The 22,538-nt window shown below is 45.6% G+C and carries 14 protein-coding genes and 1 pseudogene; 4 read left to right on the forward strand and 11 right to left on the reverse strand.

Features of this window, described 5'->3' with window-relative positions:
* On the forward strand, nucleotides 1-817 hold an 817-nt coding region (locus ACESM0_RS06590), incomplete at its 5' end, for a vitamin B12 dependent-methionine synthase activation domain-containing protein (RefSeq protein WP_372904848.1).
* A gap of 47 nt (nucleotides 818-864) precedes the next feature.
* Here the strand turns inward: ACESM0_RS06590 and arsB are convergent.
* From arsB to ACESM0_RS06630, 8 genes are all read right to left on the reverse strand, one after another.
* Complete coding sequence (gene arsB, locus ACESM0_RS06595) at nucleotides 865-1,914, reverse strand: ACR3 family arsenite efflux transporter (protein WP_372904850.1); 1,050 nt, start codon at nucleotides 1,912-1,914, stop codon at nucleotides 865-867.
* 67 nt (nucleotides 1,915-1,981) lie between these two features.
* Entirely contained in the window at nucleotides 1,982-3,760 is a 1,779-nt protein-coding gene (gene arsA / locus ACESM0_RS06600; RefSeq protein ID WP_372904852.1) for an arsenical pump-driving ATPase, read from the reverse strand.
* Between the two features lie 491 nt (nucleotides 3,761-4,251).
* Nucleotides 4,252-4,905, reverse strand: a complete 654-nt coding sequence (gene arsD / locus ACESM0_RS06605; RefSeq protein WP_372904854.1) for an arsenite efflux transporter metallochaperone ArsD — start codon at nucleotides 4,903-4,905, stop codon at nucleotides 4,252-4,254.
* Nucleotides 4,906-5,305: 400 nt separating this feature from the next.
* Nucleotides 5,306-5,755: a DinB family protein gene (locus ACESM0_RS06610; protein WP_372904855.1), complete on the reverse strand. Its 450-nt coding sequence runs from the start codon at nucleotides 5,753-5,755 to the stop codon at nucleotides 5,306-5,308.
* Between the two features lie 335 nt (nucleotides 5,756-6,090).
* Nucleotides 6,091-6,699 (reverse strand): protein-tyrosine-phosphatase, encoded by a 609-nt coding sequence (locus tag ACESM0_RS06615; RefSeq protein ID WP_372904857.1) that lies wholly within the window; start codon nucleotides 6,697-6,699, stop codon nucleotides 6,091-6,093.
* Nucleotides 6,700-7,072: 373 nt separating this feature from the next.
* Entirely contained in the window at nucleotides 7,073-7,399 is a 327-nt protein-coding gene (locus ACESM0_RS06620; RefSeq protein WP_372904859.1) for an ArsR/SmtB family transcription factor, read from the reverse strand.
* Between the two features lie 204 nt (nucleotides 7,400-7,603).
* Entirely contained in the window at nucleotides 7,604-8,422 is an 819-nt protein-coding gene (locus ACESM0_RS06625) for an arsenite methyltransferase (protein ID WP_372904861.1), read from the reverse strand.
* Nucleotides 8,423-8,615: 193 nt separating this feature from the next.
* A complete protein-coding gene (locus tag ACESM0_RS06630; RefSeq protein ID WP_372904863.1) occupies nucleotides 8,616-9,890 on the reverse strand; it encodes a mechanosensitive ion channel family protein in 1,275 nt (424 codons plus the stop codon).
* A 249-nt stretch (nucleotides 9,891-10,139) separates the two neighbouring features.
* On the opposite strand from ACESM0_RS06630, the gene ACESM0_RS06635 reads away from it, so the two are divergent.
* The 3 genes from ACESM0_RS06635 (at nucleotide 10,140) to ACESM0_RS06645 (ending at nucleotide 12,789) form a co-directional block, all read left to right on the forward strand.
* A complete protein-coding gene (locus ACESM0_RS06635) occupies nucleotides 10,140-11,318 on the forward strand; it encodes a serine hydrolase domain-containing protein (RefSeq protein WP_372904865.1) in 1,179 nt (392 codons plus the stop codon).
* A gap of 92 nt (nucleotides 11,319-11,410) precedes the next feature.
* A complete protein-coding gene (locus ACESM0_RS06640; protein WP_372904867.1) occupies nucleotides 11,411-12,046 on the forward strand; it encodes a SatD family protein in 636 nt (211 codons plus the stop codon).
* Nucleotides 12,043-12,789, forward strand: a complete 747-nt coding sequence (locus ACESM0_RS06645) for a hypothetical protein (protein ID WP_372904869.1) — start codon at nucleotides 12,043-12,045, stop codon at nucleotides 12,787-12,789. Before ACESM0_RS06640 ends, ACESM0_RS06645 begins: the two co-directional genes overlap by 4 nt.
* A gap of 890 nt (nucleotides 12,790-13,679) precedes the next feature.
* Here the strand turns inward: ACESM0_RS06645 and ACESM0_RS06650 are convergent.
* The 3 genes and pseudogenes from ACESM0_RS06650 to ACESM0_RS06660 form a co-directional block, all read right to left on the reverse strand.
* A complete protein-coding gene (locus ACESM0_RS06650) occupies nucleotides 13,680-15,803 on the reverse strand; it encodes a hypothetical protein (RefSeq protein ID WP_372904871.1) in 2,124 nt (707 codons plus the stop codon).
* 15 nt (nucleotides 15,804-15,818) lie between these two features.
* Entirely contained in the window at nucleotides 15,819-20,627 is a 4,809-nt protein-coding gene (locus tag ACESM0_RS06655) for a hypothetical protein (RefSeq protein ID WP_372904873.1), read from the reverse strand.
* Nucleotides 20,628-21,762: 1,135 nt separating this feature from the next.
* Nucleotides 21,763-22,538 (reverse strand): annotated as a pseudogene (locus tag ACESM0_RS06660) (hypothetical protein); the annotation flags it as partial.

Consider the following 22,538-nt stretch of genomic DNA (forward strand, 5'->3'; position numbering starts at 1 on the left):
GAAAGGCAACTTTCCGGATATTTTACAGGACCATCATGCCGGAGCTCAAGCTCGCAAACTATTTGATGAAGCCAATCACCTGCTCGATAAAATTATTGATGAAAAACTGTTTACGGCTCATGGGGTTATCGGACTTTATCCGGCTAACTCAGTCGGTGACGATATTGAACTCTATCAAAATCAGCAGCGGGATGAAGTTATTGCAACATTCCACACGCTTCGCCAGCAGTCTAAAAAACGATCAGGCCAACCCAATAAAGCTCTGTCTGATTTTATCGCACCTAAAGATTCAGGAAAAGCAGACTATTTAGGTGCATTTGCGGTCACTACCGGTCACGGAGTTCGTGAACTGGTGAAAAAATTTCAAGCCGATCATGATGACTATAACGCCATTATGACTAAAGCAATTGCAGATCGCCTGGCCGAAGCATTTGCTGAATATCTCCACCAGGAAGTTCGAAAATCGTTATGGGGCTACGCAAAGGCTGAAGACTTTGACAACGATGAACTGATCCGTGAGAAGTATCGCGGTATTCGTCCGGCTCCCGGTTATCCGGCTCAGCCCGATCACACCGAAAAACGCACACTGTTTGATCTTCTGGCTGTTGAGGAGATTACCGGAATTTCATTGACTGAACATCTGGCCATGTCGCCGGCGTCTTCTGTAAGCGGACTCTATTTTGCCCATCCGGAGGCCAAATATTTCAATCTTGGAAATATTCAGCGCGATCAGGTAGAAGATTATGCCAAGCGGAAAGGTATGAGTGTGGAAGAGATCGAGCGGTGGCTTGGGCCGAACCTGGCTTATGATAATTAAGCCAGGCTCCTCTGCGGTCATTAACTTTATGGTGAGTGCAGATTAATCTAATCAGCTACCGTGTAGCTTGCTTTCTGGCTGTTGGCGAATTTAACCAATGACAACATGATCGGCACTTCGATTAGTACGCCAACCACCGTAACCAGAGCGGCACCGGATTGAATACCAAAAAGCATAATCGCCACAGCAACCGCCAGTTCGAAAAAGTTACTGGCACCAATCATGGAGCCGGGTGCGCAGGTTTGATAGTTTAGTTTAAGCCATTTACCCCCGTACCATGCCACAAAGAAAATGAAATAGGTTTGAATGATAAGGGGAACGGCGATGAGTAAAATCACAACTGGATCGTCTAAAATCCGATCTCCCTGGTAGGCAAAAAGCAGAATTAACGTTAGCAAAAGGGCACTGATAGAAACGGGTTTAAATTTGGACAAAAAATGATTGGTGTACCATTCCATTCCTTTCTTTCTCACCAGTATTTTGTGTGTGAGATAACCGGCAACCAACGGAATCACCACAAACGCTACAATGGATGTTACCAAGGTGTTGTACGGAATGGCGATATCTGTAATACCCAATAAAAATGCTACAATGGGAATAAAGAGGATCAGGATCAAGATATCGTTTACGGATACTTGTACCAGCGTGTAGGTTGGGTCGCCATCAGATAGATACGACCACACAAAAACCATAGCTGTACAGGGGGCAGCTCCCAATAAGATTGCTCCGGCTATATATTCCTGAGCCATGGATGGGTCAATCCACGCTCCGTAAATATGGTAAAAGAAAATCCACGCAAAGAAGGCCATTGTGAACGGCTTAATCGCCCAATTTATAATCACGGTCCAAACAACCCCTTTAGGAGATTTACCAATGTCTTTCAATGAGGCAAAATCAATTTGCAGCATCATCGGATAGATCATCGCCCATATTAAAATGGCGATGGGAATATTTACATTGTAGAGGTTGAAGTCGCTAAGTACCTCAATGGAATCACCCGAAACATATCCAAGGCCAATTCCAACAGCAATACAGAGTAAAACCCAGACGGTGAGGTATTTTTCAAAAAAGTCGATCGATTTATTCTCTTCAGTCACTATTATTCTGTATAATTTCGGTTAGATGATATTTATTCAGAATCAGTTATGGCTCAGCCACATTTTTTCAAGCAATAACGTCCTTTTCCTGTTGTGATATGAGTGTTTGTAAAACATGATGCTCAGAAATCCATGGAATCGCATACAGTTTTTTTGCATGATTTTTATCGATTTCATCCAATAGAGGCACCTCTGCTGCTGCTCGCTGTTTGAGTAGTGGATCAGAAATATTTGTTGCAGACATACTCTGATTAGCTACCCACGCATAGGGCTCAATTCCTGACCTTCTCAAATCATCCTGAAGTTTTGCTGCTTCGGTAATCGGGGTGGTTTCCGGAAGGGATACGATAATCAGTTTTGCGTAATCAGAATCCTGCAAGAACATGTACGGTGTTCTGAGGTTATCCGAATCCATAGCGGTATTTCGCAGAACTTCCCGGTGGTAGCTCCCGGTCGTATCGAGCAAGAGCAGGGTGTGTCCGGTTGGTGCCGTATCGACCACCACAAATTTCCTTTTCGCCTGGTGAATTGCTTTTGAAAATGCCTGAAATACGGCAACCTCTTCAGTGCAGGGCGACTCCAGATCCTCCTTCAGCAGCTTCAGCTCCTCCTCCGTTTTGTTGCTGCCTTTCTGCTTTAGAACTTTTTCGATGTATGCTTTTTTCTCGGCATGAGGATCAATCCGGTTAACCTCCAGATTTTCCGGCAACTTCATATCTCCAAGATGGTCCATCAAGTGGGCCGCAGGGTCGGTTGTTGTGAGATGAACCGGAAAGCCTTTCTGAGCAAGCCGAAGCGCAATGGCTGCAGCAACGGTTGTTTTACCAACACCGCCTTTCCCCATTGTCATTACCAGTCCGTGATCCTTATCATCGATGATATCCTCAACCATCTCCTCAAGTCCCGGGAAGTCACTCTCATGATCTTCGGTCAACATAGATTCGCTGTAATTTTTAATCTCCTCTTTATCGAGCGGATCAAACACTTTTCGAAGCTTTTCAATCCCGAGAAGATTATATGGCCGAAGCGGAAATGTAATTTGCTTCATCCCTTTAAGGCGATCCGGCATGTTTTCCAGTGTCTGGTCTGCCATCTCTTTCATTTTTTGAGCAAATGGATCCGATTCATCCACCGGTTCAAAATAGCCATTGATAAGAAGCAGCTGATTTGCCAGCCCCATCTCCTTCAGTTCCAGTCCTGATCGATCAGCTTCTCGAAGTGCGGATTCATCGGGACGTGTGACCAGGTAGATCGTTGTGGCATCTTTATCCTTCAAACGATCCACTACTTTCTGGTATCGCGCCTGACTGGTTTTCAGTGCCGAGGACGGGCCAATGCAAGAGGCTCCATCGGGATTTGATTCAATAAATTCACTCCAGGCAGCCGGCAGTTCCAAAAGACGCAGCGTGTGTCCGGTGGGTGCCGTATCAAAGACAATCACATCATATGGCTGATTTTCACCATCCCCTGCAACATATCGTGCAAATTCATCAAAAGCGGCAATCTCTGTAGTACAAGCTCCTGAAAGCTCTTCCCGTATCTTGTTGATCTCCTCTTCCGGCAGAATTCCCTCCATCGGTGACGTTACACGGTTGCGGTATTCTTCGGCCGATAACTCCGGATCGATGTTAACTGCATGAAGGTTCTCGACTCCCTCAATGGGCGTGATCTTTTCGGTAACATCCGTTTCCAGCACTTCTTTTAAATTTGAGGCGGGGTCTGTGCTAATCAACAACACTGACTTTCCTTCATCGGCCAGTTTAACTGATGTAGCGCTTGCAAGCGATGTTTTACCAACGCCTCCTTTTCCGGTGAAAAAAATATATGGTGTAATTTGTGGTAACATCTAAATGATTCTTTTTGAGTTTACAATATATTTATGGAAATCTTGAAACCTGACAGCGTATCCGACTGTATTTGAAGGATTCCTGTCAGCGTTGTAATCATTTTTAAAAATCGGGCTTACTGCAATTTTTCACTCCTTTTTAAGGAGAGGACTAAGGGATGGTTTATATTTTTTAAATTTCCGTCAGCACGCTTAAAACAGTCAAAGGGATAAGTTCTTCTTCCGAATTGGTTCGAAAGCAAATCCATCTTACTAAACACACCCCTGCCCGTTTCGCTAAACGCTCAATCGTCTGTCCCCTCTCCAGAGGGGATGATTTAATCAACCTGACAGCACCAACCGGATCTGTCAGCGTTGAGTTTATGCTTCAGTTTCAAACCGAAACTGTCAGAATTTTCATTACTTGTTCAAAAATGAGCACTTTGTTACAGACACTCACAAGTCTGGATTTCATAGCATCCGGCAGACCGCTCCAAGCGGTCAGACGGGTATTAACAACATCCGCTTCCTGGCGCACATCCATTAGACGGCACACCAAGTAACTCGTTCGCCGTTTCAACAATTTCTGACAGTGGTACCTGACGCACATTCAAACCGGACTGCATCGCCTTGGCCATATCGTCCTGAGAAATTCCTTCCTCTTTACCTTTGGCAAACATCTCCCGTAAAATTGGATCACTACCCGATGCTACGGCTGAGCCGATTGCTACCAGTATATCTACCTTCTCGTTGTAGAGTGGTTTTGCAGTTTGATCCAGGGGTTGTTCTGAAGATAATGTATCTTCCTTGGAACCGTTCAATCCGGCCCACTCCATCAAAGTGGATCGATCCGGATAACCGCCCTCCGATACCATCTCCCCATTTACCAAGATAATTGGAAGTACGTCAGACCCCTCCTTTTGAAGCCTTGTCAATACCGGCACACACATCTTGAACTCCTCCGGTTCTTGTCCCAAATTGTACCGCTTCAATTCAATACCTTGTGACTTCAGCCATTTCACATCATTTGCAAAATCTGCCAATTCATCATCCACGTCCGGTCCGCATACACCGGTGCTGCAGCACATGGCAGGGTCATAAACTTCAATAATTGTCTTAGTCTCGGTTTGATTACTCATTTGTTTCATTTTGTTCTTGGTGGTCATAATTTCTTAATTAATCGCAAACTTACGATTAATGATTTGCAGTTCCAATCATAATCTCAAAATCGATCTATTTTCTTGACTCTCATGTCAGCAGAAATAGAGTGTCGCTCCTCGGAGCTTTTCTAATTTTGGTACAATTCTTTTTTCAGGGTTAAAACCCTGGGCTATGTGTCCACCCACTCCGATGGAGCTTTTTTTAATGTCACTAATCTATCTGTCAGACCGCTTCAAGTGTTTTTGACGAAGACGTTTAGCTTTGACTAAACACACCCCTGTCAGCGTTTAAAAAATGATACTTTCAAAAATCGACGCTGTCAGAAATTCCGCTTCGCTCCAGATACTGACAGGTCTTGCTCATCCGTCTGACCGCAAGTAACGGTCTGACGGGGATATGAGTCTATTATTTCCCATACTTCTTCGCCAGCGAAATTTGACCGGCATGATAAGCGGTATGCGTCATAATTCTGCCAAGTGCTTCAGCTCGGGTCACTGTTCCAAATTCCGCCGTGGTAACCTCATCATCCCACTCTTCTATCTCCTGAATGGCTGAACCCAATTCCTCTTCCGCTCTTTCAATAAGTTCCAGCAAAGGTTCCAATTCCTTAAACTGTCCGCGGTCTTTGGCGATGGAACCAATGGTTTGCGCCTTTACATTTAAGTCTCGCTCAAAAACATTTTTAGCGAAGAGAAGCTCCACTTCCGCAATATGACGCAACAGCCAACCCACACTGTTAGATTCACTTTGAACCCTTTTTAGCAGATCTTCTTCCGAAATCTTGTCCAGCTGATTTGTCAAACGGGTTCGCCCCATTTTCCACATGTCGTAATAGTTTTGATCGGTCATTTTCATCTTTTTTTGATTTCTTTCTGTTTAACCGTGAGTATGCTTAAAGTGGTCAGACAGATAATTTCTTCTGAATTGGTTCGAGAGCGAATCCATATTACTAAACACAACCCTGTCAGTTTCGCTATGCGCTCAACTGCCTGTCCCCTCTCAAGAGGGGATGATTTAATCAACCTGACAGCGTATCCGACCGCTTTTGGAGGATTCCTGTCAGCGTTTAAAAAATGATAGTTTCAAAAATCGACGCTGTCAGAAATTCCGCTTCGCTCCAGATGCTGACAGGTCTTGGTTGTAGTTCATCCGACTGACCGCGCAAAGCGGTCTGACGGACTTAACAAAAACTAAACCCGGCTCATCATATAAAACATCTCGGTCCCGATTTGACGGCAGCGTTCATCATAAGTCTCTTTTTCATGACCTGTTCCATCCGACTCTTTTGGGTCCCGGTAGGTCACCGGTTTCCGGTAGGTAGCACCCGGAACAAACGGACAGTTTTCATCTGCATCCGAGCAGGTCATAATTGCGGCAAAGTTATTATCCGGGTTGACTTCATGATCAAAGGTTTTTGAAAAACAGTACATAGGATCTGCATCCTCTGCAATTCTCACTTCATACCTCGGGTTCTTTCCGACCGGGCTATTTACGTGAAATCCGGCTCGTTCTATAGCGGCTACGGCCCTTGGATTGAAAGCCGTTGCTTCTGTTCCGCCGGAAAAAGTTTCAACGCTTTCAATTCCGTAATGAGTAGCAGCCGTTTGAGTCCAGATCTGCGCCAGATGACTCCGCCGGCTATTGTGTGTGCAGATAAAGTTCAGCTTAACCGTTTCATTTTCTTTCAAACTCTTGGATATATAGTCCGAAACATCCTGCAGTGTGTTTTTCCGTTCATTCGGGATACTATCAAAATTCTGAGTCAACTCAGTGATGTAATTTTTAAGTTTTGTGTACATGTTGATGGATTGACAGTTGATTTTTAAAGGACTAGCAAAATTTGATTAATTCATAGACATCCCCTCTCGAGAGGGGAAAAGTTTGTATGAAAGCGCAAAGCGCGATTCATAAAGCGAGGGGTGTGTTCCCGGTTATGTAGTACAAGAAACATAAATTACGCCCATCACCAAGCTTGTTAACACACTCCTGTCAGTTTCGCTTTACGCTCACCTGACTGTCCCCTCTCAAGAGGGGATAATCCAATCAAACAACGTATCTGGCTGCTTTTGGAGGGTTCCTCCCAGCGTTGAATAATAATGTTTCACAAAACTGACGCTGTCAGGAATTTCACTTCGCTTCATACGCTGACAGGTCTTCTATATCTATTCGGGGTTAACAACAGGTTTGAGTCAGCTCATCAGACAACTCCGAGAGCAAACTTTTCAGCTCCTTCACACCATCGGGATTCAGGCAGTAGCAGGTTCGGACTCCTTCTACTTCTCCCTTTATCAATCCGGCTTTTTTCAACGCTTTCAAATGTTGTGAAACCGTAGACTGTGCAAGCGGCAAAATTTCGGTAATATCTCCGCAAAAGCAGGTATTTCTCTGGGCCAATATCTTGAGAATAGCAATCCGCGCCGGATGACCCAACGCTTTGGCTATTGCTGCAGACCGCTCAATTGCGGGATTGCCCAGTTTAATGGGTTTGGCTTCTATCATGATTCGATTGTTTTTGATTTTACTCTTTTGGAAGATCAGACCTGGCAGCGTTCCCAAAAGCTTTCGGGATCATGTCAGCGTAAGTTGTGATCTCTATTACCCAACGCTGGCAGGTTGGATTCTATCACTGTTTATTGGTTTAATTTATTTCCGGATTAAGACCTGTCAGGTTTTGAAAACCTGACAGGTCTCGTATTATTTCTCTCATTTCTCCGCATACACCGTGATGCTGTAAATTCCGGTATCGGAGTATCTGAATTCTTTCAGTTCTTCCATCTTGAGATAGTTCAGAAGCATTTTATCCGGAAGCTGAACCTCCTTCAGTTTCTGAATGGTAATATTTTTAAAACCGGTATCCTTTACAATCTTTAAATACTCATCCTTGTCGATCGCTCCGGCCACGCAACCTGCGTACATCTCTGCGTCCTCCTTGATTTGATCAGGTAAGTTTCCGGAAACCACCACATCTGAAATACTAAAATGTCCGCCCGGTTTTAAAATACGGTAGGTTTCGGCAAAGGCTTTCTCTTTATCCGGAACCAGGTTTAAAACACAATTACTTACAACCACATCGGCTATAGCATCATCGAGCGGCATCTCTTCGATGTCGCCTAAAACAAAATCGACATTCATGTAGTTGAGTTTGATAGCATTCAGGGTAGCACGCTGAATCATCGCTTCGGTCATATCAATTCCGATAACTCTGCCCGATTCACCCACTACTTGGCGCGCAACAAAAGTGTCATTTCCCGCGCCGGAGCCCAGATCCACAACTGTATCACCGGGTTTCATTTTGGCAAATTCAGTCGGCAGCCCGCAACCCAAATTTAAATCCGCATCGGGATTGTAACCCTCAAGGTTCGAGTAGTCATCAGAAAAAATGGTGTAGTCCACACTGCTATCCGTTGAACAACAATCCGTTGGTCCGCAGCATCCGGCTTCTCCATTTTGTTCACTGATTTTCGCATACTTCTCTTTAACTGACTGTTTGATCTTCTCGGGTGATTGTGTCCTTATTTTCATCGCTATCTTTTGAGAATTACTTAAACGATACGATAAATCATTCATTCTATCGTAAATTTACGATGAATATAAGCCAGCTCAGAATGATTCCAAAATTAAATTTATTGGTTGTCTCCCTGGTTTATCAGCCTTTTAAGACCTAAGTTTTTTTAAATCTTGATGATCTTGAGATTTATTACCCCTCGGGTCAACATCAATCCTCATGTAGTTTCAAGCCCCGCAAATCATATCCGGTAGGCTGCTGGTAAATTTTGAGTCCGAATTCAGGAGCAATCGCCAAAAGGTGATCGAATACATCCGACTGAATGCTTTCATACTCTGCCCATGCGGTTGTACTGGTGAAGAAGTAAATCTGCAGTGGCAAGCCGGATTCGGTTGGCTCAAGCTGACGGACAATCATGGTCATGTCTTGGCGGGCATTCGGATGATTTTTCAGATATTCAATCACATACTTTCGAAACGTACCGATATTGGTGAGCCATCGTCCATTCGTTAACGTTGATGAATAGCCTTTCAAATGCTTCTCATTGTACTCTCCGATCTCCTTCATTTTATCATTTATATATGTTGATAGAAGATGTGAATTTTTAAGTTTTTGTATCTCCTGAAATGAGAGAAACCGAACCGTTGAAATATCAATTTTGAGTGAACGCATAATTCGGCGACCACCCGACTCCTGCATGCCCCGCCAATTTCGAAAGCTGTGCTCCAGAAATTTATGAGTTGGAATAACAGTGATTGTTTTATCCCAGTTTTGTACACGAACGGTATTCAATGCAATGTCAATTACATCACCATCGGCTTCAAACTGAGGCATATCAATCCAGTCTCCAACTCGAATCAGATCATTGCTCGTGAGTTGTACACTTGCCACCAATGACAGAAGTGTATCCCGAAATAGCAGCAGTATAATGGCCATGATGGCACCAATACCGCTGAGGAAGTACCATGGCGATTTATCAGCCAGGCTCGATATGATAAAAAATCCGGCCAATATATAAACAACCACTTTTCCCAGTTGAATATAGGTTTTAATCGGGGTCAAATGAGCATCATGCCGTCTCAGATATATTGCGTGAATCGATGATAAAAATGCATCAAATACACGAGCTCCTACCAAAATCATCAATGCGGCTGTGATCCTTAGAATAAAGCTTGTAAGGTCTTCGTGGAATTCGGGCACCAACTCCAATCCGTTGTAAATAATCAACAGCGGAATCATAAACAGTGCACGCTGGGGAAGTTGCTGCTTCAGCAGAATTGCGTACCAGTCTGATTCTGTCTTCTTATCAAACTTAGTTAGCAATCGGATAATCCACACGCGAATAAAAATGTGTACAATCCCAGAGATCAAAAATATCAGACCCAATCCCAACGCGGCTTCTGCACTTTCTCCCCGCATGTGTTCCGGCAGAATCCGCGTTAAATTTTCGATCAAATTTGTCTGCAAAAAAGTCGTAGCAAGCATGTCTTTTTAGTTTCTGTAAAATTTAGGTTTACCATCCATCTCAATTTATTCAGAAGGTAATAAGATAAGCCATATGATACAGAAGAATTCTGTTACCGATTTACATTGCAAATTCAGCTTTATTGCTTAAAATTGTGGTGAATAGTGATCTTGTCTGGTTGGCAAAAAGATCTATTTTAAAAGGCATGGTGATGAATGTACACCATAACCTAAATAGAGCCACATAAAAACCTTATACAAAAAGTCTCCATGAAATATCGAACTTTTACTTTTCAATGTTTTGTACTCTTTGTCTTATCCGTTTCAATTTCAATATGCTCTGCCGTTGCTCAGGATCTCTATTATCCGCCGGCCGGTTTGGGACACAACTGGTCAGAAAAAAATCCACAGGAACTGGGCTTTGTTGAATCAGCTCTGAATGAAGCTGTCCAATTTGCTATGGAAAATGAAAACAGTGTTGAGCAAGATCTTCGAATAGCAATTCTGAAAGGTTTCAGTCACGAACCCTATCACTACCTCGCCGGACCGGTAAGAGAGCGTGGCGGGCCTGCCGGTATGATCGTCAAAGACGGCCATATCGCAACAAGCTGGGGTGATTTGAACCGGGTGGATATGACTTTTAGCGTAACAAAAAGCTACCTTTCTGCCGTTGCCGGAGTAGCATGGGACCGTGGATTAATCCACAGCACCGATGACTTAATGACGGAGTATGTTTGGGATCGAACCTTTGACGGAGAGCACAATTCAAAAATTACCTGGGAGCACCTTCTCAATCAGTCTTCGGATTGGTCAGGTACCCTTTTCGGGATGGAAGACTGGGGAGACCGACCACCGCGCGAGGGTAATATTGACGATTGGCGAATGCGAGAACTATATGAGCCGGGCACTCATTATAAATACAATGATGTTCGAGTAAACCTGCTTGCCTACTCCTTGCTTCAAGTCTGGCGAAACCCGCTTCCTCAAGTACTTAAAAATGAGATTATGGATCCGATCGGGGCATCAACCACCTGGCGCTGGTTTGGATACGACAACTCTTTCGTTATGATAGACGGAATTGAAATGCAGTCTGTGAGTGGAGGCGGCCATAACGGTGGCGGACTTTTCATCAGCACCTACGACCATGCACGCTTTGGACTGCTATTTGCAAGAAATGGCCTGTGGAATGGTCAAAAAATTATTTCACCTGAATGGATTGACAAGTCTGTTACTCCATCTCCTTCTAATTCGCGCTATGGTTATCTCTGGTGGCTGCAGGATGATGAATCTCGTTGGACAGATGTACCGGATCACGTCTACTACGCTGCCGGATTTGGCGGGAATTTTATTGTTGTTGATGAGCAAAACGATTTAGTCATAGTCCTTCGGTGGATTGAAAGTTCAAAAATAGGAGAATTTGTATCGAAAGTATATCAAGCGATGGAGTAGAATAAAAGCGACTGTTAAACCATTTCAGTTAATAATTGACTTTTTAAACCATTTTAGTTAATTAGTGTTTGTTTTAACTATTACGGTTAGTTATGAATAAGTATATCGTCGTTATTGGTGACATTATCGAATCAAAGGATTTGAAACCGGCTCTGCGCAAGCAGACACAGAATCAGCTCGAAGATGTATTTGATCAGTTGAATCGAGAATCCGGGGAGCTGCTTTCGCCCTACACCATTACGCTTGGTGATGAATTCCAGGCCGTCTATCGTTCAGCGGATCAGCTTTTTCATGATATCTGGGCGTTTACTGCAGAGATTCACCCTGTGAGGGTACGGGTTACGATCAGTCTGGGTGAAATTACTACTGAAATCAACCGCGAGCAATCGCTTGGAATGGATGGGCCTGCATTTCACACCGCTCGCAACCGAATTGATGAGATGAAGATTAATGATATTCTCTTGTCGCTGACCACAGAAGACAAATCTTTTGACCGTTTAGTGAACAGCAGTTTGCAAATTCTGGCCGGAAATTTACGAACGTGGAATAAAAACCGCTTTTCTATTTTAAAAAAGAGGTACGAGAATCTTGAAGTAAAAAAAATAGCACGTGACCTGGATCTTTCAGAAGTGGCTGTTTACAAAAATATTAATGCCGGAACACTTGATGCGGTTAAGGATTTTACAGATTGCATTTCACAAAAGGTAAACGAAATGGTAAATCCATGAACTACACGATACTATTTGCCATACTCAATCTGATTCTGTTCTCCAGGTTGCGTTTCACGTTGCGCGACAAACCACTCTCCGGCACCGGTGATTTTATTCGACTAACTATATTTCCCCTCCTTATTATTCCTTTTCTATCTATTACAGCCGGGTGGGTCGTTTTAATCATCTATCTGCTGCTGAGGCCGGTAATCAACCGACTGTTCGAGCTCAGTTCCACCAATCTTAATCGGAACCGGATGGATGCCTTGTTCGTAGACATCCTTGCCATTGGGATTTTAGCCAGTCCTCTTTTTGAACTGCAACCCGCTAACTGGATAAACGGATTTGAGCAAATATTGCTCAGTCTTTTCCATCCCGAAGGCACCGGGGGCACAATCAACTGGATGGCCTGTTTTGCAATTCTGTTCGGGTTTTTGATGATTCTTAACGAGATTAATCTTCTGATCCGTTACATTCTGGAAAAACTTCAACTGGCTCCCCTCAGCGAATTACATCAGCAACAGATTGATGAAAAAGAGTTCCGAACCGGTCGAGTGATTGGATTCCTGGAACGCATCTTTGTCTTTCTCTTTATTCTGATGGGCCAGTATACGGCTATTGGTTTTGTATTGGCTGCTAAAGGAATTGTACGCTATCCGGAGTTCGGCAATCGGAATTTCGCCGAGTACATTTTGATCGGAACCCTTCTCTCCGTCCTGATGGCCATGGGTGTGGCGTTTGTTGTACAATTTTTTATTTAAAAGACCACAAGTTGAAACATCGGAAGTCCATTTAACCAAATCACCGTTCGGTAACCCTCGTCTGTCGAATCCCGACGGGCTTTTGCGTCGGTTCGCCTGACGAGTTTTTACAAGTCTCAAGAGGCAAGCTTCATGCTTCCATCTCCCCCTCGTCCCGGTGCTCTGCTCCGGCGACGATAGCCTGCAGCTCTGCTGCACAAAGAACTCTCAACCCTCATTTGAATGCATTTGATTATATCAAATTCGTAAGGAACCGCCTCTATAAAATCAGTTACTTCAAACACTCCCTCTATTCGGCGGATTATTGATGATTACCAATAAACCCATCAATGAATTGATGGGCTATAACGTATGACATGGCTACGCCATTTCTTTATTCTGAGATGATCTATCACAATTCGGTCATAAGTCCATCGATCACCCACAATTCTCTGTGCAACGGGTCACCTAACCCGTTGGTTACACCTCATCCCGGTGCTTCGCAGGAAACCCTCGTCTGTCGAATCCCGACGTGTTTTTGCGACGGTTCGCCTGACGAGTTTCATTCCCTCGTCCCGGTGCTCTGCTGCGTTTTTTCAGGCCACAGGTCGCAAGTCTCAATCTGCCTGACCCGCTAAATACAGTTTAAAATAATGATTGAAAGACTACCGCCTCAACTCGACCTAAAACCCAAACCACTCCCTCTATTCGACAGATGAATGGTGGTGCATTTTTTCACCCCAGGTTTCACCTGGGACTATTGATATTTTACTCCTCTGGGGTAATCTCCAAATCACAGATCAGTCGTACGGTTTTACATTCATCGGTTATTCGCAGTTCGCATAACCTTTCATCTTCCGGTGCTCTGCTCCGGCGAATACAAGCCTGCAGCTCCGCTGCATGAAGTTCAGTTACTCACCCACCTGAACAGATACCGTCTCACTCATCGCGCTTTGATTTCCATCTTTTCTATAAACTCTCACCTGGTACTCGTGGCGCCCGGAACGTACACGGCGGTCTGTAAAGGTTGTAGATTCACTCCGGCCAACCTGCTGAAAACCGCGATCTCCGCTTCGGCGATAGATCACAAAAAATACCTCATCGACATCACTACCGCCATATGACCACCGAAGTACAGCACCGCGATCACCATATTGTGCAGAAAGATTTTCGGCAACGCTGACCGACCGTCTGTTCACTGTCCTAACCTGAACAGGATTTGAAAAGTCCGACAGTAATCCGCTTTGATCCTCCGACTGAAGCCGGTAGAAATAAGTTACTCCGGGCTCAAGTCTTGGGTCAGTATAACGCACTATTTCCGTTTTTTCTCTGAAGACTTGCACGGTTTGCCAATCACTATCCGGACCAGACCTGCGGTACAAGGTTGCAGTTTGAAAATCAACTACTGACGGCAGCGCAATTTCAAAGTTCACTTCTGTAGCACCGGTCTCTATATTTTTGAAAACCGGACGCGGCGGTGGCACAATATCAGGCCGCTCAAGGGCGATGACATCACTCTCCTCCGATTCGTTAAAATGCACATCGTATGCTCGAATCTTGTAATAGACATTTCGGGTGAGCGTATTCAGCATCACCGTATCGCGGACAACAGTTCTGCTTCCCGGAGTGATTAGCGAATCGCCAAACATCTCTTTTACAACTGAAAATTCGTGCTCGGGGTCGTTTGCCATAAAAATCTTATAGCCGTCCACGGCATCCCCAGGGTCAGGGCTGATAATGATTTCTACCGACCCGTCATCACCAATTGTTGCCTGTCCAACTTCAGGTTTCACAGGAGGATTAAAGCGAATGTATGATACCGGCAAGACTGCTGATGAACTCACATTCCCGGCTGAATCCACCGCCTGAATGGCATAGTATGTATCCAGATCGCGGTCAAAATCGAGGTCGATCCACTCGCGGAGATTGGGGTCAGTCAAATCGGGATGAAGACGTACAAATTCTTCACTGCTTCCATCCCCCCGGAGTACTGCAAAACCGGCAATATCGTTGTCTACTGCACCGGGCATCTCCCAGGTTATACGGACTGTATCTTCACTTACATGTTTTGGCTGAAGAAGCAGTGGTTCACGCGGTGGCGTCAGATCGCGTGGCGTACCGGAGGCTTCACCAAAAAGCACCCGTTCGCCAAACACATTCTGACCGTAAAATCTGTAATGGTAGTTTCGATAGTTGTTTAACTCTTTATCAAAAAATGTTCCTCGCTGCGGACCCTCATACTGATTCCCTCTCAGATTCAGCTCAATAACCTCATTCAGCGGTTCAAAAGGGCCGTTTTCGCTGAATGACCGCTGTACATACATTCCCACTGAATTTTCAGGCTGCTCCCAGATGAATGACAGTTCACCATCACCTTCATTCACTAAAATAGGCACTTCATATTCTTCAGTTTGTTCTGTTGCAGTAATCTCAGTCACAACTGATACGGCATTCAGTCCACCGGGGTTCGCCAGACTGGCACGGTACTCATAAGTCTGCCCCTGCATCACGTTAGTGTCAGTCGCAGAAAGACCGAGTACGCGGGCTGCAAGGGAATCCTCGAACGAACTCAGCATAAACGTCATCGTACGAAAGTCTTCGGCACTTTTTCGGTTTAAGAGATCTTCAATACGATTTTGAAAATCAATATCTCCAGGCAGATGTTCTGTGTCTGAATCCCTTAGTTCCGTTACAACCCGCAGACGGTCGGCACGATTTCCCTCGCCGACCGTAGTTTGAATGAGCTCATCTGTTTGAGATTCGTTAAGCGGCTGTACAGTTTCAATGGTTTGAAAAGACCCGGTTCCTGCAACCCGTCTTTCTAGAACAAATCCCGATTCCGTACCTATTCGCATCACCTCGTTATTATCTGAAAGCCACCGCATTTCGATGCCATTCCCTTCTACATATCTGGCAAAAAGGTGAATTTCAGCTTCATTTGCCTGTTGGGCATCAGCGGTATTCAGCCAGCTCATCCCGATGAGAACGACGATCAGTATCGATATCTTTTTATAGTCCATAATTCTTTGATTCATAACATTCACTCCGGTTTAATAGGTTACCGCACCTGGGCTTGAGGGTTGCAATGGCCCTGGATCACCGGTGTAGAAATTTTTGACTTCTGTTTGAGTAATGGGGTTGCCGCTGTTATCTGTAGCTGGCATCCAATTACCGTTCACAAGCTCCATGAGTACAGCATCTACCGTAAATTTATACCAGGTGTCCGCGTCCAGATCGTTGACCGGTGGCGGTGACTCCGGCGGAAGATTACCATAATTTGGTGGATTGTTATTTGAAACCGAACCACCAACTAATTGCGCCGGCGCCTGTTGATATTGTGGTATAGTTCCACCGCCACCTGCAGGGTTTGGATTCCATGTTTGAGCCATTTGTTGCTGGCCGGGAGGACTATTACCACCGCTCTGTACTCCTACCAGACTCGGTGCTAAAGCAACCGGAGCAGCACTGATAGGACCGGCTATAACATACTGATACTCCCCCAGGTTATTTATTGAACTATTAAGAGATTCCGCCTGATAGTTTCCACTGTTATCACTCTTTTCAAGCGTTACTGTTTTCTCGAGTTTAAATGTTCTCATCTCAATCGTACCGTTGGCCTGAGTCTCGGGTACGCTGAACTGTTCATCCGGAATGAGCCCATATTTTACACTGAGCGGAGATTCCAACGGAAAATTGTAGTAGGCCTGCGGCACAACGTAATTCACAAGAGCGCCGTCAAAATCGCCAGCAGCATCGCCGGGTGTTACATATACATTTGGCTGAACCGGACCTCCCGAACAGTTGGTTCCATATTGGAACTGCTGATGAAAATTGACATCAAATACATTCAGCACGGTTGCGCTTCCGGTTACGGCACCCGATGCATACACAGGTTTCGGGAATTTTCCGGTTATGTATCCACCTGCTTTTAGTGTTGCAAGGTTTTGGTATTTGTCCACCTCCTCGTTATTTCGATGATACCCCTGAGCCCACGCACTTACTGACGCATAAAATCCAAAACCGCCGCCGGCTCGCCAACCGTTAATCCCCCATTCATTAAAACCGGAACAGCTGGCATACTCAAGAAATGAGAGGTGAAGCTCAGCTCCCGCCGCGGCCTCATACCCAATCGACCAGTCGCGCCAGGCGCCTGAGTAGACCTGCTTGCTGCCAGACGCCTCAAATTCAAAGCCAAGCCCCATAGCAAAACCGGCACCCAGCTCTGCCATGTTGTTGTCGACTTGACCCTGCATATGGGCATTGTTCGGGCTGTAACCGAAATGCTGCGCATAGTTGCTGGCAAATCGATTGGTGAAGCCATTTGGATTTGGAATTGAATTCCCCAGCATCAGATACTCGTAAAGGTTCACACCAAGCACCTCTACATCATTTGTGTTGGTTGGAACTCCGGCTTTAAAGCTCCATTCATTTGCCATTCCATCTATGTTGAATGTAAGATTGAATGGTTCACCCGGAATGGTTTTTACCGGATCTGTATTGATATTTGCGTTTGCCGCAAACGTAAAATTCTTGGTTGGAAACACATACTCCACCAATAGGTTTCCAAACACTTTTCCTTTTCCACTGCGACGATCTTGGATAGAAGCACCGGTTCCAAAATCACCATTAAACCCAACGTAGGTCATACCCCCGCCGTTAGTGCTAAATTCGCCCATCAGCGTTACATCGGCATTGAAACCCTGCTCTTCTGGAGTAGTAGCAATGGTGGCTCCGGCGTTAAAGCCAAACATGTTATTGAGTGGGGTGAAGCTTCGTTCACCGGTCGGGCTAACATCCACTTCCATATTGTTGTAGGCTCCGCCGCCAAATCCGCGAAATGCCACTCCTGTCAGGAATGGAACACCGGGATCAGGAAAGTCAGCCTGAACATCCACCTGCCAGTAGCGGTAGAGCTGTCCGCCATTCTGGTAAGATGTGTTACCAAACTGTGCATCTGCCTCTATGTTGAGACCTGCACCTGTAAATTCTGCCTGTACGCTGCCGCCAACGCGCTTACCGTAAATAGGGTCGTCATTATCAAAATAGAGGAGCCCGTTGATATTTACCGCATTCAGGTTGGCGTTGACAACCACTTCATCAACCGTGAGTCCGTCATACTGAGGCGCAAATTTCTTGAAGTTGGCTGAATCGTCATCAATTACAAATCCAACGCCCATGGTGGTCTGACCGCCAAGATTCTCACTCAGATTAAAAACTGTGGTAAAGCCTATTTTTCCTTTCAAAAGCTCGCCCGGTCCCGGGTTCAGCGGTATATATTGAATATCCTGGAACGACACCGGGAAGTTGTGCATAAACTTCTGGGGACTGGCCAGGCTCCACGATCCCATAGCGAAATTCAGCCCGGAATTGCTTTGGTAGTCAAACCCAAGTCCTGCAAATTCAAGACCCATGTTTATGTTTGTAATCGGGTCCAAATCTACATTACCCCAATTTATGTCACCGTTCAGGGCCATATCAAACGACTTCTCCCCATTTCCTACAGATGCCGTGATCACCGATGACGGCTCAAGTGTAAGAGTCCCTTTTAGCATATTCGTGTAAATAGGTCCGGACGGATCTACCGTCATCTCAAATGTACTTCCATTCGGAGTGCTAAAACCGGTCACAAATAATCCGGTGTAGTTCAGCGGGCTTTGCAGTGAATCGGGATGTGTTGCCGGTATCGCCACCTGCCCTGTAATGTACGCTTCGGTAAACGTATTGGTCTCAATTTTGACATTTACCGTATCCACGCTGACATTCAGATCAGCCACGCTCGCATTGGGATATTGGTATACATTGTTGGCAAAGGCCGTGAGGGTTGCTCCCTGGTGATCAATAATCATATCCTGCACGCCAACCTCGGGAGGTCCGCCGGCATTCGTTTCTATTGATTCAGGCAGACCAATCGTGAAATTCTTGGCGTAAAATCCGCGCCAGAGTACTGTGGTGTCCTGTCCCGCATAGTTCTCCGGAAATTCAATTCCGATCGGGTTCAGATCATGTGACATATCATAGTTTAGAGAACTGGCCTCAATGGACATTCCCGCCCCATCAACAAACTCAGCCTTTTCAAGATCGCCGCTCAAAATATGGTTATTCCAGTAATAACCGGTTCCGCTCAGTGTTGCTGTTACTTTATCAGTGCCATTGTCGGGGACGGGCAGCAGCCAGTCTCGCGTAAATTCACTCTCCATCTCAATGCCAAATAGATTAAAGCCGTATTCATCCCATTCTATAAACGTGCCCACGTTATTCCCATCGGGCGAGATAAAGGTAAAGTTGATATCGTTATTGGCGTTGCCCACCGTCAGGTCATCCACAATCTCCAGCCGACCCTGCTGAAAGCTGATACTGAGCGGGTGAAACTCAATGTCCTTGACAGAAAAACCTACGAGATCCGCATTATTCCAGTCGGCAGGTGTTTCGTAAGCAACGGATGCGTTTAACTTTGATTTATCCGACTCAAACACGATCTCCATGATCGAAAACCAGCTGTCAGGATCCAGCTCTACGCCGATCGGAGCTTCCAGAACGGTTGGTGTGATGGGGCTGCCGTTATACTCGTAAAAAGGCTGCTGGAGCATATAGTTATGCACGGATGCTACCTCAGGATGATTATAGGCTACATAGTTTGTGGCCAGAGGCGACGCCCAGGCTTTCGGATAGGCTGGCGCATTGGCATCAATAACTGATGTAACCTGACCCGACGTAAGATGATTGTTGGCGGGATTCACAGTGATGCCGGTAAATTCAACAGAAATGTACGATTGAAGCCAATCGACGAATACCTCACCGGTACCTGAAAATGGCCCGTTTCCATTGATAGTCAGGTTTTCTACTTCAAACTCCCCGTTTTCTCCTACAAAGAGCTGGTCGGGCTCTTCCTGATCTTCTTCCTCTTCCTCGTCGCCTTCTTCTTCATTCTCCGGCGGGTCATTACCTTCCTCTTCCGCTTCTCCATCCTGACCGGGGTCTTCCTCCTCTCCTGCAGTCGGATCTTCTTCACCCGGAGGATCCTGAGTCTCGTTTTCTGTAAAAAGCGGGGGCTCCGTTTGAGGTGCTTTACTTCCTCCAAAATTAATCTTCACTCCTACGTTCGCAAAAAAGTTCGTTTTGGGAGCCGATACCGTCCGCTCCACTTCGGGGGCGTTTTCAAACTGGAAGAACATTTCAAACGGACTATCCACAGACTGAACCCGCTCCAAATTGCGTTCTGTGTAGGTAAACTCGCGATCACTTAACTCGTGCTGAATTCCTGTCTTTAGGTTAAAACCAATACGGTTACTTCGAAATGGAGAAAACTCCAGCTGAAGCTGCGGACGAATAGCTGCAGTCCATTTACTGTATTCCTCATCAGGTTCAAAATTTGCAAGGGTAAGCGGCGTTTCAGCAAAATTTCCTTCCGGATCGTTAAATTTTACACTTTGAACCGGGGGATTTTTGTAGCTGAGCGCCAGATCAAATCCTGCATTGAATTGAACAGGGAGCCGATTACCGAACCGAAATCTTGGTCCGGCATTGATGTAAAATGCATTCCATTTGTCAGCTGACTCCTCTACCACCGTGTACTGTTCAAAACCGCTTCTGTACTCATTAGCGTCAAAGGCCGGATCAAATGAGAAAAATCCCGATTCCAGTCCTACCCCCCATCTTCCGGGTTGAAAACGTAATCCAACTTCCGGCTGAAATGCAGTCTTTACGTCCGGGTTTCCAATCAGTCCGCCGCCTAGATTGAGGTCGAGCGAAAACGGAGGTGATGTTTGTTGTGCATTAAGTTGGAAGGCAAAAATGAATGTTAGGAGCAGTGCTCCAAGAAGACGAACCGGTTTCAGTAGAGGTCTGTAACGCTTATCCATAGAATGATTTTATTTTATCGTAAAAGGAATCAGCGCAACAGTTTTTGGCGCCAAACAGGTAGAAATAACCATATTCAAATCATAAAAAACAATTTTTTATATCTTAAGCTTTCTTAATCACTTCGAAAGCATTTAACATTTTTTGCACGATAAATAAGATAGGTGGGTATTTTTAGGTCGATACCGCTTTATGTTAGAATTGGTTAACCGGGATTTATACAATGCACGGCCTTCCTCGTCTGTCGAATCCAGGCGCTCTTTTGCAGCGGTTCGCCTGACGAGTTTTTTCAGGTTACAAGCGGCAGGGCACAGGCTCCCATACCCCCTCGTACCGGTGCTCCGCTCCGGGGACGACAGCCTGCAGCTCCGCTGCACAAAACCTCTTCACCCCAACTTGAACATATTTGATCAAATTCAATGCTTGAGATGTCCGCCTCAAATTTATTCGATACTCCGAACCAATCTCTCTATTCGGCGGAGAATTTGGAACGGCCATATTCCCCGGGTTTCGTTTCACTTCACCCCCCCGGCTACCAACATGCTGCCCCCGCTGGGGCAGTTGCTTCGTCCCGTCTGCATGCTGCAGTTGTAGGCTGACGGGTAGTTTAGGCGATGAGCTTCAGCCGGCAGACCTATCCTCGTCCCGGAGCTCTGCTCCGGCGGCGACAGCCATGCAGCTCAGCTGCACTACGCGTCTTTACCACATTTCGAAAGGCACCGCCTCAACAAAACCCAGTATTTCAAACCAATCTCTCTATTCGGCGGGTTATTGATGGGCTATAATGTGTTTCATGGCTACACCATTTATCATTGATCAGTCATCATTCGCAAATCGCTCCTTCACCGTTCGGGCAACCTCAATTCAAATCCCCCGACTTAATGTTGCAGTACATTTCAAAATTCGACATTCGATTTCCCTCGTCTGTCGAATCCCGGCGTGTTTTTACGGCGGTTCGCCCGACGAGTTTTTTCAGGTTACAAGCGGCAGGACGCAGCCTCCCATCTCCCTCCTCATCCCGGTGCTCCTCTGCATTACATCTCTAAGAACCCATTTAAAATCCATAACATGAGACGTAGATACATTCCAGCGCAATGCGTTTACCGTACAACGTATGCCGTTACCCGGTTTTGCCACCTACTGTCTCGACTGCCGTTTACTGATGCTGAACGAACCATTCTGAATAAGATCTTCAAACCCATCCCCATCATCATCCGGATCGAGATGAACATTAAAATGCCACTCCCCTCCGGTGAACAGCACGGTAAGAGTTCCACCCGGCATATTCTGACCGTCAGCCATTGAGTTCAAATTATATGACCATTGGTGGACATTATCTGAAGGTTCAGTTTCGAGATCCGGAGCTTCCTGCCAATCTGATTCCTGAGCTAGCGGGTTATCCTGACCTGTGTTTTCCGGTGAACAATTCTCACTACCTCCGGTAGTTCGGGCCCACACACCCGGCCCACATGGGTCATCATCACTAGCCATTTGTCTATCAGTTCCCTCCATTGTTCTAATTTCTTCACCCCTTGATGATGCACTTCGACCGGTTCTCGCACTTCGCTTGCTGATACTGTACGTTGCCATTTCAATAGCATCCCCAAATCCGTCACCGTCATCATCCGGATCTAACGGATCGATCTCCAGATCAAAATAGATTCCGTCTCCATCACTATCCATATCTTCGTCACCGGATGGATTACGACCGGTTCTTGCGCTTCGCTTGCTGATGCTAAATGATGCCGATTTCATGAAATCCGGGAAACCGTTGGAATCAACTTTTCCTCTGCGAATATCTTTCTTATCGATTCCTCGTTCTGCTTGCGCACTCGAGTTCATCTCCTGCTGGGAGTTGGTTCCAATTTCCATACAGTAAGAACCTGGCTGCACGGTATATCGCTGAACATTTG

The organism is Rhodohalobacter sp., assembly GCF_041686455.1.
GTDB lineage: Bacteria > Bacteroidota > Rhodothermia > Balneolales > Balneolaceae > Rhodohalobacter.